We start from the raw sequence: 15049 nt of genomic DNA, 5'->3' as shown, positions 1-15049 counted from the left end.
ATCGGGCCGCATGCCGCGTTGCGGTCACGGGTCAAGCCGTCCAGGCTTGACCCGCGCCCGCGCCTTGCCTGCGGCCCGATGCGGGGCAGCGAGAGCACAGATATTTGTGTGAACAGGCCCTAGTCACTCGACCCGGTTCTCCAGCACCCCAATCCCGTCGATCTCGATCTTCACCACGTCCCCGGCCTGCAGGTACTTCGGCGGCTTGAAGCCGATGCCCACGCCCACGGGCGTGCCGGTGGCGATCAGGTCGCCCGGATAGAGCGTGATGCCCGCCGACAGGGTGGCGATCAGTTTCGGGATGCCGAAGATCAGGTCGCGCGTGCTGGCGTTCTGCCGCTCCTCGCCGTTCACCCAGCACTTCACCTGGGTGTTCTGGCCGTCCACCTCGTCGGCGCTCACCAGCCACGGGCCCATGGGGCAGAAAGTGTCGAACGACTTGCCCATCAGCCACTGCTGGTGGCGGCTCTGCCAGTCGCGCGCGGTCACGTCGTTGACGATGGTGTAGCCCCAGACGTGCCCCAAGGCGTCCTCTTCGCGGATGCCCTTGCCGCCGCGCCCGATGACCACGCACAGCTCGGCTTCGTAGTCGATCGCCGTGGAGACAGCGGTGGGAATGCGGATCGGGTGATGCGGCCCGACGACGCACTCGGGCACCTTGGAGAACAGGATCGGGTCGGCCGGGATGTCGCCGCCGCTCTTGGCGCTGGAATCGAAGCCGCTGCCGGCGAACTCGCGCGCATGCGCGTGATAGTTCTTGCCGACGCAGAAGATGTTGCGGCGCGGCCGCGGGATGGGCGCGAGCAGTTGCACTTGCCCGGGCGTCAACGCGGGGCCGTGCGAAGCCGGCAAGGCCCGGCCCTCCACGAGCGCTTCGACCAGCGGCAAGGCCCCCAATGCCAGCTCGGCCGCGGGTGCGGCCAGAGGCTGGATCGACTGGCCGTTGGCGGACACGATGCCCACGCCCGGCTGGCCCTGGTACAGGAAGGCGGCCAATCTCATGCGGAACTCCTCATGGGGGAAAACTCTCTCCCGCGGCGGGAGACGGTGTATAGCATGCTAACAAACTGAACCAGGAGAGTGTCATGTTCCGCCGCATCTTTCTCGCCGCCGGGCTGTGCGCCGCCGCCGGACTCGCCGCCGCGCAGGGCGCCTACCCTTCCAGGCCCATCACCATGATCGTGCCCTTCCCGCCGGGGGGCCTGGCCGACATCGTTGCGCGGCCGGTGGCCGAGGCGATGGCCCGCGATCTCGGGCAGCCCGTGCTGATCGAGAACAAGGGCGGCGCGGGCGGCGGCATCGGCATGGCGCAGGCCTCGAAGGCGGCGGCCGACGGGCACACCATCCTGATGGCCCTGTCGTCGTACAGCGTGATCCCGGAGGCGGACACACTGCTCGGCCGGGCGCCCATGTACACCTTCGGGTCGCTGCGGCCGATCGCGCGCTTCACCGCCGACCCGACCGTGCTGGCCGTGCGTGCCGAAGCGCCGTGGAAGACAGTGAAGGACTTCGTCGAGGACGCGAAGAAGCGCCCGGGCGCCATCAACTACGGCTCCTCGGGCAACTACGGCACCATGCACGTGCCGATGGAGATCCTGGCGCAGAACGCCGGGATCAAGATGACGCACGTGCCGTTCACCGGCGCGGGTCCGGCGGTGATCGCGCTGCTCGGCGGCCAGATCGACGCCGTGTCCTCCGGCCCGGCCACGGTGCTGCAGCACGTGAAGGCCGGGAAGCTGCGCGTGCTGGCGCACTGGGGCGCGGCGCGCCTCGACGCCCTGCCCGATGTCCCCACGCTGAAGGAGGCGGGCTACGCCGCGGAGTACGCGCAATGGTCCGGCCTCTTCGTCCCGGCCGGCACGCCCGAACCCATCGCCCAACGCCTGCGCGCGGCGGCGCGGGTCGCCGCGAACGACGCCAAGGTGAAGGAAGTGATCCTGGGCGCCGGCAGCCCCATCCTGTACCAGGACACGCCGGACTTCGAAGCCTATGTGCAGGGCGACGTGCGCCGCATGGCCGACGTGGTGAAGAAGATGGGCAAGGTGGAGTGAGCATGGCCCGCCGTCACGTCCTGCGCTGCCTGGTCGCCTGCGGTCTGGCCCTCGCGCTTTCGCCGGCGACCGCGCAGACCTGGCCCACCCGCCCGGTGAAGATCATCGTCCCCTTCGCCGCCGGCGGCCCGGCCGACAACTACGCGCGCTTCCTCGCGCAACGCCTCCCGGACCAACTCGGCCAGTCGTTCGTCGTCGAAAACAGGCCCGGCGCCGGTGCCGTGATCGGCACCGACGCGGTGGCGAAGTCGCCGGCCGACGGCTACACGCTGCTGCTGATGTCGAACACGCACACGGTGAACGAGACGCTGGTCCAGAACAAGCCGTACAACCTGACCCGCGACTTCGTCCCGGTGGCACCGGTCAACTACTCGGACCTGATCCTGGTGGCCCACCCGTCGGTGGCAGCGGCCAACGTGCAAGGCGTGCTCAAGTTCGCGAAGGAGCGGCCGGGCAAGCTGAACTACGCGTCGTCGGGCACCGGCACGCCGTACCACATGGCCGGCGAGCTGTTCAAGAGCATGGGCGGCGTGTTCCTGGTCCACATTCCCTACAAGGGCAGTTCGGGCGCCCGCACCGATCTCCTGGGCGGCCAGGTCGACCTGATGTTCGATGCCGTCACCACGATGGTGGAACAGGTCAAGTCCGGCAAGGTGAAGGCCATCGCCACCACCGGCAAGCAACGCTCGGCGGTATTGCCCGACGTGCCGACCGTGCACGAGTCCGGCGTGTCCAACTATGAGGCGACCATCTGGCTCGGCCTGATGGCACCCAAGGGCACGCCCGCCGCGGTGGTCAACCGCCTGAACGAGGCCGTCAGCAAGATCACCAGCCAGCCCGACGTGCAGCAGCTCTGGAGCCGCCAGGGCGCGACGGCGATGGTGATGAACGCTGCGGCCTTCGACAAGTACGTGCAGGACGACATCGCCAAGTGGGCGAAGGTCATCCAGACGGCGAATATCAAGGCGGAATGAACCGGATGAAGACCTTGCACATCTTGAGCGGCGGCGCGGCACACGCGCTGGTGCGCGCGCTGCAGCCCGCGTTCGAGGCCCGGCACGGCTGCCGCATCGAGGGTACCTTCGGGGCCGTCGGCCTGATGAAGGACAAGTTGCTGGGCGGTGAGCCCTGCGACCTGCTGATCCTCAGCGCCGCGCTGATCCGCGACCTGGCCGCGCAAGACCACGCCGTCGCTGGGTCGGCCCGCGACCTGGGTGTGGCAAAGACGGGCGTGGCCGTCCGCGCGGGCGCGGCGGAAGCCGACATCGGCTCGCCGGAAGCATTGAAGGCCTTGCTGGAACGGGCCAGTGGCATCTACTTCCCGGACCCGGCCAAGGCCACGGCCGGCATTCACTTCATGAAGGTGCTGCAGGGCCTGGGCCTTGCCGAAGCCGCTGCCACCCGCCTGCACACCTTTCCGAACGGCGCGACCGCCATGGGCGCACTGGCCAAGGCGCCGGACCTCGGCGCCGTCGGCTGCACCCAGGTCACCGAGATCCTGGACACCCCCGGCGTGCGGCTCCTCGGGCTGCTGCCGCCGCCTTACGAACTGGCCACCGTGTACACGGCGGCCGTGGCGGCGCGCGCCGCGGAGCCGGAGCTGGCGGCCGCTCTGGCCGCCGCGCTCAGCGACGCGAGCGCCGAGGGTGCGCGAAAGCACGCCGGCTTCGAGCCGGCGTGACCCTGCCGCTCAGGCCAGCAGCGCGTTGACGCGCTTCACATAGGCCGCCGGGTCTTCCGGCATGCCGCCTTCGGCCAGCAGGGCCTGGTCGAACAGGATGTGCGCCAGGTCATGGAAGTTGGGCGAGGTGTCCAGCTTCTGCACCAGCGGGTGCGACGCATTCACTTCGAGCACCGGCTTGGCGTCGGGCGCCTTCTGTCCAGCCTGCTTCAGCAGGCGCGACAGCTGCAGGCTCATGCCGCCTTCGCTCACCACCAGGCAGGCCGGCGAATCGACCAGGCGCGTGGTCACGCGGACGTCCTGCGCCTTGTCCTTCAGCGCTTCCTTGAGCCGGGCCAGCACCGGCTTGAAGGACTCGGCGGCTTCCTCCGCGGCCTTCTTCTCCGTCTCGTCCTGCAGCTGGCCCAGGTCGACCTGGCCCTTGGCGACCGACTGCAGCGGCGTGCCGTCGAAGTCGGTCAGGTAGTTGAGCGCCCACTCGTCCACCCGGTCCGTCATGAACAGCACTTCCAGGCCCTTCTTGCGGAAGATCTCCAGCTGCGGGCTGTTCGCCGCGGCCGCCTGGGTTTCGGCGGTGACGTAGTAGATGGCCTCCTGGCCTTCCTTCATGCGCGCCTTGTAGTCGGCCAGCGAGACGCTCACGGTGTCGCTCGCGGTCGACGCGAAGCGCAGCAGCTTCGCCAGCCGGTCGCGGTTGCCCATGTCCTCGCCCAGGCCTTCCTTCAGCACCGCGCCGAATTCGCCGTAGAACTTGGCGAATTTGCCCTTGTCTTCCTCGCTCGCATCCTCCGCGGTCTGGGCCTTGGCCAGGTCCTCCAGCATCGACAGCACGCGCCGGGTGTTGCCTTCGCGGATGGCCTTCACGTCGCGGCTTTCCTGCAGCAGCTCGCGGCTCACGTTCAGCGGCAGATCGGCGGAGTCGATGACGCCCTTGACGAAGCGCAGGTAGGTGGGCAGCAACGCCTCGGCCTCGTCCATGATGAAGACGCGCTTGACGTACAGCTTCACGCCGGCCGCCTTCTCCCGGTTCCACAGGTCGAACGGCGCGCGCGCCGGGATGTAGAGCAGCTGCGTGTATTCGGTGCTGCCTTCGACGCGGTTGTGGCTCCAGGCGAGCGGGTCTTCGAAGTCGTGGCTGATCGCCTTGTAGAACTCCGTGTACTGCTCGGGGGTGATGTCCTTCTTCGGGCGGCTCCACAGCGCCGTCGCCTTGTTGACCGTTTCCCATTCTTCCGTCAGGACGTGGTCGCCCGGCTTGTCGTCTTCGCCATCCTTCCACTCTTCCTTGCGCATCAGGATGGGCAGGGAGATGTGGTCGGAATACTTGGAGATGATGGACTTGAGCTTCCAGGTGGACAGGTAGTCCAGGCTGTCGTCGCGCAGGTGCAGCGTGACGCTGGTGCCGCGCTCGGGCCGGGTGATGGTTTCCACCTCGAAGTCGCCGGCGCCGCCGCTCACCCAGCGCACGCCTTCCTCGGGTGGAACGCCCGCCCGGCGGGATTCGACAGAGATCTTGTCAGCCACGATGAAGCCGGAGTAGAAACCGACCCCGAACTGCCCGATCAGCTGCGCGTCCGCCTTCTGGTCGCCCGAGAGGCGCCCCATGAATTCGCGGGTGCCGCTCTTGGCGATGGTGCCCAGGTTGTCGATGGCTTCCTGCTGCGTGAGGCCGATGCCGTTGTCGGCGATGGTGAGCGTCTTCGCGTCCTTGTCGAAGCTCACGCGCACCTCGAGGTTGGGGGCGTCCTCGTACAGCGCGCCGTTGTCCAGGGCTTCGAAGCGCAGCTTGTCGCAGGCGTCCGAGGCATTGGAGATCAGCTCGCGCAGGAAGATCTCCTTGTTGGAATAGAGCGAGTGCGTGACGAGGTGCAGCAGCTGGGCCACCTCGGCCTGGAAGGAAAGGGTCTGTTTCTGGCTCATGGGAATGTGTGGTGGGGCCGCCGCGTTATTTTTCAAGGCGGGCCATGCTAGCGCAAGGTGGCGTGAACAAATCGAGGTTTCCGGCTGGGCGGGGCCTTTCGGCCATGGCCACCGCTTTGCGTATTGTTACAGTGCGGGCTATGAGGATTGAACTTCCCGCCGACAGCTGGGCCAGCACGCACCGCGCGCAAGATGACGCGCACACGCTCACGTTGCCGGCCCTGCGCCCGGCGGTGGCCGTGGCCCCCACGCGGCCCGAGGACGAATTGCTCACCATCCGGGTTTCGGTCCGCGCGCCGGAGCCCGTCACCCTGACGCTCACTTTCTAGACGCCCAAAGAAAAAAGCGCCCCGCGAGCGGGGCGCTTTTTCTTTGGGAGCGCTGGATTACAGGCTCAGTTCGCCGGAGGGGATCTTGCCCAGGCGGACGGCTTCGGCGGCTTGCGCGCGCACGATCTTGGTGTCCAGCTTGGAAGCGAGCGGCGCGGCGACGCGCGAGCCGGCCGGTTCGGTGCTGCGCGTGGCGGAGACCGTGGCCGCTTCGGCCATGACTTCGGCGCGCGTGCGGCTGCCTTCGAACTTCACGGCGTATTGCGAGCCGTCGGCTTCGTCGGCACGGGCGACACCGGAAACGGCGGCGGCGAGGGCGGCAATGGCGATGATGGACTTGGTGTTCATGATGGAGACCTTTCAGTGAGTGGTTTGGGTTTCGGTTTTCGATTAGCGCCGGGTTCTTGATGTCCTGCGCTAACCGTGACCTCACTGTAGGTGGGCCTCTTTAGCTGGCCCTTAGCACTCTCTTAGGTGCGAATTAGCACAAAGCCGAATCCTGACCACAAGGGAGACTGCGCTGCGCGATGCTCCGCGCAGTCTTCGAGGCGGGCAGCGCAAGCTGCCTGCCGGGCGCAAATCGCGCGGAATAACATGAAGCGCGATTTCACCTGTGAGAAGGATCCGGCTTCGCCGGGCCTTCTCACACTGATCAAGCCACTCAGAAAAGTCGCACAGCGACTTTTCTGAGTGATCACTCGATTCGCGCGATGAGGCCGCTGCGGTCTTCGCGATTGCGCAGCGTGAGCGACAGGCCGCAACGTTCGGCGGCGCTGCGTGCGATCGAGAGGCCCAGGCCGCTGCCGTTGGCGCCGTTGCCCGGGACGCGGAAGAAGCGGTCGAACACGCGCGGCAGCATCTCGTGCGGGATGCCTGGGCCCGTGTCGACGACTTCCACGGCGAGCCGGCCGCGCTCCTCGAGCAGGCGCACGTCGACGACGCCGCCTTCGGGCGTGTAGCGCAAGGCGTTCTCGATCAGGTTGTCCAGCAGGCTGCGCAAATCGCCGGGTACGCAGCGCAGCGTCATCGGTTGCGCCGCCTGTTCCGGGCTCACGAAACCCAGGTCGATGTGCCGCTGGTCCGCCAGCGCGATCAGCGTGCTGATGCTCTCGCGCAGCTGCGACTGCAAGTCCACCATGCCGGGGCCGTCCGCGCCGGCGGCTTCCTGCCGCGAGAGGCGCAGCAACTGGTCCACCAGGCGCTGGGCCCGCCGCACGCCGGATTCGAGCTGGGCGAAACGCTGCGCTGCGGCCGGGCCGGGCGCGAGGTCGCCGCGCAGGTTTTCCAGCTGCAGCCCGATCGCCGCGATGGGCGTGCGCAGTTCATGCGCGGCATCCTGCACGAAACGGCGCTGCGTCGCGAAGGCGTCCCGCAACCGTTTGAGCAGGCTGTTGAACGAGGTGACCAGCGGCGTCATTTCCTGGGGCACCCGCTCCAGCGAAAGTTCGGCGATCGAATGCTCGTCCTGCTTCGCGGCTTCGCGGCCGATCTCCTGCAGCGCCGCCGACATCGCCCGGGCCACGCCCCACAGCACCAGCATCGACAAAGGCAGCAGGATCAGCACCGGCGCGATGGCGGCGCCCGCGCGCTCGGCGGCCAGGTGCGCGCGGAACGAGTCACTTTGCAGGATCTGCACGCTGGTGCCGCCCGCGTGGGCCGGCGGCACCACGAAGACGCGCCAGCGGCGGCCGTCCTGCCGCACGTCGTGGAAGCCCTGCGCGGGCTGCAGCGGCAACGTGGCCTGGGCAAACGAAGTCACGCGTGCCTTGCCGTCGGCATCGAACACCTGCGTGACGTATGCGCCCCATTTGTGGACGCGCTCCGCGTTCAGCTGCGGGAGCGTGAGGTGGTCTTCATTGGCCGCGACCGAATGGCCGAGCTGCTGCATCTGCTCGTCCATGAAGCCGCTGACCATGCGCGAGTAGGTCCAGTAGGAGAACGAGGCCGAGGCGACGCCCACCAGCAGGAACAGCGGCAGCAGCCACAGCATGAGCGCGCGCCGCAGCGAGCAAAGGCGGCCCCTGGGAAAGACGTGCCATTTCATGGCGCGGCCTCGCTTGGCGCTCCCGCCACTGCGGGCGCCACGCGCCAGCCCAGGCCCCGCACATTGCGGATGGCGTCGGCGCCCAGCTTGCGCCGCATCCCGTGGATCAGGACGTCGACCGCGTTGCTGCTGACCTCTTCGCCCCAGCCGTAGATGCGGTTTTCCAGTTGTTCGCGTGACAGGATCGCGCCAGGGCGCTCCAGCAGGGCGTGCAACAGCGCGAATTCACGCGCCGACAGTTGGGACCGCTCGCCCAGCACCACCACCTCGCGCGTGGTCAGGTCGAGCTGCACGCCCTCGGTGCCAATGACGGAATGGGCGCTGCCGTCACGCCGCCGGATGCAGGCGCGCATGCGCGCGAGCAGCTCGCGGAATTCGTAGGGTTTGAGCAGGTAGTCGTCGGCACCCAGGTCCAGGCCGGCGATGCGGTCGTCCAGCCCGTCGCGGGCCGTCAGCACCAGCACGGGCGTGGCATCGCCCTTGGCGCGGGCCGTGCGCAGCACCTCGATGCCGTCGCGCTTGGGCAAGCCCAGGTCCAGCAGGACGCAGGCGTAGTCGCCGTCGGCCAGCGCGCTCTGGGCCAGCAGGCCGTCCTTCACCCAGTCGACCGACCAGCCGTTGGCGCCCAGCGCCTCGCGCAGGCTGTGCCCGATCATTTCGTCGTCTTCCACCAGCAGGACCCGCATGAGATCAACCTTCCTGCCGCAAAGGTAGCACGCCGTCCCAGCGGGCTTCCTGGCGGGCTTCATGCAGGAACAGCCAGCCGGCGGCCAGCAGCAGCAGCGACTGGGCGACCTCCGGTGCCAGCGACGCGGACGCCGGCTCGACCCCCTGGACCAGCACCGCCGCCGCCAGGTACGCCACCTGCACCAGCAAGGCGGCGCCGATGGCGGGCAAACGCAAGGCCGGCCACGCCAGCGCGGCCAGCAGGCTCGCGGCCAGGCCGACCAGGATCCACTGCCGGTGCGCCGCCGCCAGGCCGGCTGGGCCGTCCAGCGTCCAGGCGGCCGCCAGCGCGGCGAGGGCAGCAGCGGCGAGAAGGCCGACGGCGAGCTTGTGGGTGATGTCGTGCATGGCAGGACCGGATGAATGAGGGGATGGCAGCACGATAGACGGCCATCGTTAGCGCTGTATTAGCAGCACGCGGCGCCTGGCGTCCAGCCGTTGCCTGCCGGCAACGTCTCACGTCCCCAGTGAAGCCGCGAGCGCAGCAAGGCCGTCCGCCAGCGGCGTCGTGGGCTGCCACGCCAGCAGGTCCCGGGCCAGGTCGATCCGCGTCGCCGAATGCAGGATGTCGCCGAGGACCGCCGGGCGCTGGTTCAGCGTTGCCGGCCTGTCGAAGGCCCTGCTCATCTCGTCGATCAACTGGCGCACCGTGATGGAATGCCCCTGGCCCACGTTGACGACGCCGGACACCCCACTTTCCAGCGCCTGCACGTTGGCCCGTGCGACATCTTCGACGTAGACGAAGTCCCTGGTCTGCAGGCCGTCACCGTAAACCTGCAGAGGCCGTCCTTCCAGCAGGGCCGCGGCGAACTTGCTGATGACCCCCGCGTACGGCGAGTGCGGGTCCTGCGCAGGCCCGTAGACGTTGAAGTAGCGCATGCCGAGCGCCGAGACGCCGTGCAGGGAACGGTACAAGGCGGCGTACTGCTCGTTGATGACCTTCTCCAGCCCATACGGCGAAAGTGGCGCAGTGGCGGCTTGCTCGTCGACCGGCAGGCTGGCCGGCGTGCCGAAAACGGCGGCGCTCGACGCGTAGACCACGCGGGCGATGCGATGGGCGCGCACGGCCTCCAGCACGTTGATGAATCCGGTGACGTTGTTGGCGGCCGATGCAACCGGTTCGGCGATGGACCATTGCACCGACACCTGGGCCGCCAAGTGCAGGACGGCGTCGCAACCCTGCACCGCGGCGTTCACCGCGGCGGCGTCGCGCACATCCGCCTCGATCACGTCGAGCCGGCCAGCAGCGTGCGCATCCGCACGGAGGCGGTCGACTTTCCCGGTGGACAGGTTGTCCAGCACGCGGACCCGCCAGCCCCGGTCGAGCAAGGCCCGGACGCTGTGGGATCCGATGAAGCCCGCGCCACCGGTGATCAGGACGGTCTGCATGAATGGATGAATGTAGCCGCGCTATTTGTAACGGTGCTCAAAAATTGAAGCGGCTGCGCGCAAGATCTCACGCGGACTTACTGCGGTTCCTGACGGATGTGTGTAAATGTTACGCCCCCATGAGATACTTTCTTGGGGCCAATGTGGGTTACAACGAAAGTCCCATCGAAGTCAAAAATGATTGACTACCGCGAGGTGACCGAACTCGCCAACGACCCGGTCAGCGCAGAACAGATCGAGCGGCTCGAACGCCGTTATTTCTGGGCGCGCTCGTATTGCTCAGGCTGCGACGTGCACGAGCTTGCGTGCGGCACGGCGCAAGGGGCCGGCGTGCTGGCGCAGGTGGCGCGCAGCTTTGCTGCCTCCGACAGCAGCGACGCCATGCTCGCGCTGGCGAAGGCGCACTATGGGGACCGGATCACCCTGGGGAAGCTCGATGCACAGCGGCCAGACTTGCCCGACGCCCAACTCGACGTGCTGGTGCTGTTCGAAGCCCTGTATTACCTGGCCGATGCCGACGCCTTCTTCCGCGAGGCCAGGCGCGTGCTGCGGCCGGGCGGCACGCTGCTGCTGGCCACGGCCAACAAGGACCTGTTCGATTTCAATCCCAGCCCGTACAGCCACGAATACCTGGGCGTCTGCGAGCTGGCGCAGCGCCTCGGCGCCGCGGGCTTCGAAGTCCAGGTGTTCGGCGACACCCCCATCGCGGAAATCTCCGCGGTGCAGAAGCTGCTGCGCCCGGTGAAGAATCTCGCGGTGCGGCTGAACCTGATCCCCAAATCCATGGGCGCGAAAAGGTTGCTCAAACGCCTGGTCTTCGGCAAGCTGCGGCCCATGCCGGCGGAGATCGTGTACACGCCTGCCCGTGCAACCCCGCCCACGCCGCTGGCGCCGGATCGTCCGGATCGCGGCCACAAGGTCCTGTTCTGCGCCGCGCGCAAGCCGGCCTGAAGCCGGCCGATCCCCAACACCACCCGCAGAGTCCGCCGTGCGCAACATCCCCTTCTTCCCCTATCCGCAGCTGTTCACCGGTGACGAAGCCGCCCTGCTCGAGGTGATGCGGTCGGTGTGCAGCCGCGGGGCGTACATCCTGCAGAAGGAATGCACGGAACTCGAGCAGGCCCTCGCGGAGTTCCTCGGCGTGCGGCACGTGCTGGGCGTCGCCAATGGCACCGACGCCATCGTGATCGGGCTGAAGGCCGCCGGCATCGGCCCCGGGGATGAAGTGATCCTGCCGTCGCACACCTACATCGCCTCCGCCGCCGCCGTGCAATGGGTGGGCGCCACGCCCGTGCTGGCGGAATGCGGCGCCGATCACATGCTGGATCCGGCGGACATCGAGCACCGCATCACGCCCCGCACGCGCGCGATCATGCCGGTGCAGATCAACGGCCGCACCTGCGACATGGACGCCATCGGCGCCGTGGCGAAACGGCACGGGCTGCTGGTCTGCGAAGACGCGGCGCAGGCGCTGGGATCGCGCTTCGGCGGCCGCGCGGCAGGCACCTTCGGCGCGTTCGGCACTTTCAGCTTCTATCCCGCCAAGCTGCTGGGCGCGTTCGGCGACGGCGGCGCCATCGTCACCAACGACGACGCGATCGCGACGCAGGTCAAGCTCCTGCGGGATCACGGCCGCAACGACGAAGGCAAGGTGGTCGCCTGGGGGCTGAACTCCCGGCTGGACAACCTGCAGGCGGCCGTGCTGCTGCACAAGTTCAAGACGTATCCGGAGGCCATGGCGCGCCGGCGTGCGATCGCGCAGCGCTACCAGGACCGGCTTGGCAGCCTGCCGCAGGTCGCTCTGCCGCCCGCGCCCGACGCCGATCCCCGGCACTTCGACGTCTATCAGAACTACGAGATCGAAGCCGACCGGCGCGACGCCCTGCGCGAACATTTGCAGAACCACGGCGTCCGGACCATCATCCAGTGGGCGGGGACGCCCGTGCACCAGTTCAAGGCGCTCGGATTCACCACGCAGTTGCCGCGCACCGACCGGTTCTTCGAGCGCTGCCTGCTGCTGCCCATGAACACGGCGCTGGCCGACGACGACGTCGACTCCATCTGCGACACGATCGGAAGCTTCTATGCCAACGCGTGAACAGCTCACCCGCAGCCTCCGGATTCCGAGGCTGCCCCGGCTCGGCAACCTGGGCGAAGCCGAGGAATTCCAGCAGACGGTGTTCACCGCGGACACCGACGTGGACGACCTGTTCGCCCACTACCGCGCGATGCTGATGATCCGCCAGGCCGAAGAGCGCATCGGCCTGGGGGTGGAGGAACGCAGCGTGCGTTGCCCCGCCCACCTGGCCATCGGGCAGGAAGCCATCCCGGTCGGCGTCAGCGCCCATCTGCGGCCCACCGATCGCGTGTTCGGCGCGCATCGCTCGCACGGCCACTACCTGGCGATGGGCGGCAGCCTGCACAGCCTGTTCGCCGAGGTGCTCGGCCGGGTCACGGGCGCGTCCCGCGGCATGGGGGGTTCCATGCACCTGTGGAACGGCGGCGCCGGTTTCGGCGGCTCGGTGCCGATCGTGGCGGCCACGGTCCCCATCGCGGTCGGGGCGGCGCTGGCCGCCAAGATGAGCGGCGGCGGCGATGTGGCCGTGGTCTACGTGGGCGACGGCGCGTTCGAGGAGGGCGTGGTGCACGAGTCGATGAACCTCGCGGCCGTCATGCGCCTGCCGGTCCTGTTCGTGGCCGAGAACAACCTGTTCGCCAGCCACCTGCACATCGACCTGCGCCAGCCCAGCGACAAGCTCGGCCGCTTCGCCGATGCCAACGGCATCCCCAATGCGCTGTGCGACGGCAACGACGTCGTGCAGGTCAGCGGGCATGCCGCGAACCTGCTGGAAGCCTGCCGCAGCGACAACATGCCGGGGTTCCTGGAGGCGGTGACCTACCGCTGGCGCGGCCACGTCGGCCCCAAGGAAGACCAGGACGTCGGCGTGGACCGCCAGGGCGACCTGGTGAACTGGAAGCTGCGCGACCCGGTCGGCCGGCTCGCCCGGGCGCTGAGGGCCACTGGCACTCCGCCGCGCATGCTGGAGATCATCGCCGAGGAAGTGGCCGCCGAAGTGGCCGCGGCTTGGGCGCAGGCCTTGCGCGATCCGCTGCCGCCCGCCGGTCAAATGATGGATTGCGTCTACGCACCAGTGGAGCGGGCCGCATGACGACCACGACCTACGGCGACGCCATCCGGCTGGGGTTCGACTACCTGTTGTCGCGCCACCCGGAAGTCTTCGTCATGGGCCAGGGCCTGTGGAGCCCGTGGTACGTGGGCAATTCCATGACCGACCTGGAGAAGAAGTTCGGCACCGACCGCGTGATCGACACGCCGGTTTCCGAATCCGCCTGCACCGGCGCGGCCATCGGTGCTTCGCTGTACGGGTACCGGCCGATCGTCGTGCATCCGCGCATGGACTTCATGCTGTACTGCATGGATGCCATCGTGAACCAGGCCGCCAAATGGTCGTCGACCTTCGGCGGGCAGGCGCATCCGGCCGTCACGATCCGCGGTGTCATCAACCGCGGCGGCGAACAGGGTTCACAGCATTCGCAGGCCCTGCATGCCTGGTTCGCCCACATCCCAGGCCTGCGCGTGGTGATGCCGGCCACGGTGGCCGATGCGCGCGACATGCTGATCGCCGCCGTGCTGTGCGACGACCCGGTGCTCTACATCGACGACCGCTGGCTGTACGGGCGCACCGCGGAGATCGCGCCGATCGCGACGCCGCCCCTGCCGCTGCATCTCATGGGCCCGGCCCTGCTGGAAAGCGGGACCGACCTCACGCTCGTTGGCGCCAGCTACACCACGACGCAGTGCCTGGAAGTGGCGGACGCGCTGCGGCAGCAGGGCGTCTCCTGCGACGTGATCGACCTGCGCGTCATCAATCCGCTCGACTGCGGCCTGGTCGCGCGGTCCGTCGAAAAGACCGGCCGCCTGCTCGTCGTGGACGGAGGCTGGAGCACCTGTGGCCTGGCCGGTGAAGTGATCGCGCAGGCCGCGGAGCGGGTCCCGCTGGGCGCCTGGAAATCCTCGCCCCGGCGCGTGACCCTGCCCGACGCCCCCGCGCCCTCCGCCGGCAACCTGGAAGACGCGTACTACCCGCAGGCGAGCGGCATCGAAGCCATCGCCCGGGCCTGCCTGGCCGCATGCTGAAGCGCCTCTTCGACGTCGCCGTCAGCCTGGTGCTGCTGGCGCTTGCATCACCGGTCCTCCTCGTCGCCTGCTTCCTCGTCTGGCGCCAGGACGGCCACTCGCCGTTCTACATCGCGCCCCGGGTCGCCAAGGGGGGCGGCACCTTCCGCATGGTCAAGCTGCGGTCCATGACGAAGAACGCGGACAAGACCGGCGTCGACTCCACCGGCGCCAACGACATGCGCATCACCGCGGTCGGGCGCTGGATCCGGCGCTACAAGCTCGACGAGCTGACGCAGCTGTGGAACGTGCTGAAGGGGGACATGAGCCTGGTCGGACCGCGGCCCAACGTGCAGCGCGAAACCGACCTGTACAGCCAGGTCGAGCGGGGGCTGCTGGACGTGCGCCCCGGCATCACCGATTTCGCTTCCATCGTCTTCGCCGACGAGGGCGACATCCTGGCGCCGCACGCCGACCCCGACCTCGCCTACAACCAGTTGATCCGCCCCTGGAAAAGCCGCCTGGGCCTGTTCTACGTGCAGCGCCAGACGCTGGCGATGGACCTGCGCCTGTGCCTGCTGACCGCCGCCATGATCGTCAGCAGGGCCGGCGTCCTGGCCCATGTTTCCGCTTGGCTGCGCCGCCTCGGCGCCGACGAAGACCTGGTCCGCGTCAGCTTGCGGCAACAACCCCTGGTGCCAACACCGCCGCCGGGGCTTTCGGACGTCGTGCAATCGCGGGGTTGAGCGCAGTCGCACTGATAATGAACAG

The 15049-nt window shown here is 68.3% G+C and carries 16 protein-coding genes; 9 read left to right on the top strand and 7 right to left on the bottom strand.

Going from position 1 to position 15049, the window contains the following annotated elements; all coding sequences use genetic code 11:
- Window positions 1-123: 123 nt before the first annotated feature.
- Window positions 124-1002, bottom strand: a complete 879-nt coding sequence (locus tag FN976_RS26855; protein ID WP_145896799.1) for a fumarylacetoacetate hydrolase family protein — start codon at window positions 1000-1002, stop codon at window positions 124-126.
- 83 nt (window positions 1003-1085) lie between these two features.
- Here FN976_RS26855 and FN976_RS26850 point away from each other — a divergent pair, with 83 nt between their 5' ends.
- From FN976_RS26850 to FN976_RS26840, 3 genes are read left to right on the top strand one after another with little or no spacing between them, the layout of a single operon-like run.
- A complete protein-coding gene (locus tag FN976_RS26850; RefSeq protein WP_145896797.1) occupies window positions 1086-2051 on the top strand; it encodes a tripartite tricarboxylate transporter substrate binding protein in 966 nt (321 codons plus the stop codon).
- Between the two features lie 2 nt (window positions 2052-2053).
- Window positions 2054-3025: a Bug family tripartite tricarboxylate transporter substrate binding protein gene (locus FN976_RS26845; protein WP_145896795.1), complete on the top strand. Its 972-nt coding sequence runs from the start codon at window positions 2054-2056 to the stop codon at window positions 3023-3025.
- A gap of 5 nt (window positions 3026-3030) precedes the next feature.
- On the top strand, window positions 3031-3732 hold the full coding sequence (locus tag FN976_RS26840) for a substrate-binding domain-containing protein (RefSeq protein ID WP_145896815.1): 702 nt from the start codon (window positions 3031-3033) through the stop codon (window positions 3730-3732).
- 9 nt (window positions 3733-3741) lie between these two features.
- On the opposite strand, the gene htpG is transcribed toward FN976_RS26840, so the two are convergent.
- Window positions 3742-5652 (bottom strand): molecular chaperone HtpG, encoded by a 1911-nt coding sequence (gene htpG, locus FN976_RS26835; RefSeq protein ID WP_145896793.1) that lies wholly within the window; start codon window positions 5650-5652, stop codon window positions 3742-3744.
- A gap of 140 nt (window positions 5653-5792) precedes the next feature.
- Here htpG and FN976_RS26830 point away from each other — a divergent pair, with 140 nt between their 5' ends.
- Window positions 5793-5981, top strand: a complete 189-nt coding sequence (locus FN976_RS26830) for a hypothetical protein (protein ID WP_145896791.1) — start codon at window positions 5793-5795, stop codon at window positions 5979-5981.
- A gap of 57 nt (window positions 5982-6038) precedes the next feature.
- Here the strand turns inward: FN976_RS26830 and FN976_RS26825 are convergent, their stop codons facing one another.
- The 5 genes from FN976_RS26825 to FN976_RS26805 form a co-directional block, all read right to left on the bottom strand.
- Window positions 6039-6329, bottom strand: a complete 291-nt coding sequence (locus tag FN976_RS26825; RefSeq protein WP_145896789.1) for a DUF4148 domain-containing protein — start codon at window positions 6327-6329, stop codon at window positions 6039-6041.
- Between the two features lie 346 nt (window positions 6330-6675).
- A complete protein-coding gene (locus tag FN976_RS26820; RefSeq protein WP_145896788.1) occupies window positions 6676-8025 on the bottom strand; it encodes a sensor histidine kinase in 1350 nt (449 codons plus the stop codon).
- The gene (locus tag FN976_RS26815; RefSeq protein ID WP_145896787.1) at window positions 8022-8711 is read right to left on the bottom strand and encodes a response regulator transcription factor; all 690 of its coding nucleotides are present in this window, start codon (window positions 8709-8711) and stop codon (window positions 8022-8024) included. The genes FN976_RS26820 and FN976_RS26815 overlap by 4 nt, the downstream gene beginning before the upstream one ends.
- 4 nt (window positions 8712-8715) lie before the next feature.
- Window positions 8716-9099: a hypothetical protein gene (locus FN976_RS26810; RefSeq protein WP_145896786.1), complete on the bottom strand. Its 384-nt coding sequence runs from the start codon at window positions 9097-9099 to the stop codon at window positions 8716-8718.
- Between the two features lie 108 nt (window positions 9100-9207).
- Window positions 9208-10140, bottom strand: a complete 933-nt coding sequence (locus FN976_RS26805) for an SDR family NAD(P)-dependent oxidoreductase (RefSeq protein ID WP_145896785.1) — start codon at window positions 10138-10140, stop codon at window positions 9208-9210.
- Between the two features lie 177 nt (window positions 10141-10317).
- On the opposite strand from FN976_RS26805, the gene FN976_RS26800 reads away from it, so the two are divergent.
- Genes FN976_RS26800 through FN976_RS26780 form a run of 5 tightly spaced genes read left to right on the top strand, consistent with a single transcriptional unit; the run spans window position 10318 to window position 15024 of the window.
- Window positions 10318-11091: a class I SAM-dependent methyltransferase gene (locus tag FN976_RS26800; protein WP_186511227.1), complete on the top strand. Its 774-nt coding sequence runs from the start codon at window positions 10318-10320 to the stop codon at window positions 11089-11091.
- 37 nt (window positions 11092-11128) lie between these two features.
- Window positions 11129-12238: a DegT/DnrJ/EryC1/StrS family aminotransferase gene (locus tag FN976_RS26795; protein ID WP_255440871.1), complete on the top strand. Its 1110-nt coding sequence runs from the start codon at window positions 11129-11131 to the stop codon at window positions 12236-12238.
- Window positions 12225-13310, top strand: coding sequence for a thiamine pyrophosphate-dependent dehydrogenase E1 component subunit alpha (locus FN976_RS26790; protein WP_222432893.1), 1086 nt, complete (start codon window positions 12225-12227; stop codon window positions 13308-13310). The genes FN976_RS26795 and FN976_RS26790 overlap by 14 nt, the downstream gene beginning before the upstream one ends.
- A complete protein-coding gene (locus tag FN976_RS26785; RefSeq protein ID WP_145896783.1) occupies window positions 13307-14299 on the top strand; it encodes an alpha-ketoacid dehydrogenase subunit beta in 993 nt (330 codons plus the stop codon). Before FN976_RS26790 ends, FN976_RS26785 begins: the two co-directional genes overlap by 4 nt.
- Window positions 14293-15024 (top strand): sugar transferase, encoded by a 732-nt coding sequence (locus FN976_RS26780; protein ID WP_145896782.1) that lies wholly within the window; start codon window positions 14293-14295, stop codon window positions 15022-15024. The genes FN976_RS26785 and FN976_RS26780 overlap by 7 nt, the downstream gene beginning before the upstream one ends.
- The last annotated feature ends 25 nt before the right edge of the window (window positions 15025-15049 follow it).

The sequence above is a fragment of the Caenimonas sedimenti genome, assembly GCF_007833165.1.
GTDB classification, from domain to species: domain Bacteria; phylum Pseudomonadota; class Gammaproteobacteria; order Burkholderiales; family Burkholderiaceae_C; genus Ramlibacter; species Ramlibacter sedimenti.
This window is presented reverse-complemented; position numbering and strand designations above follow the sequence as displayed.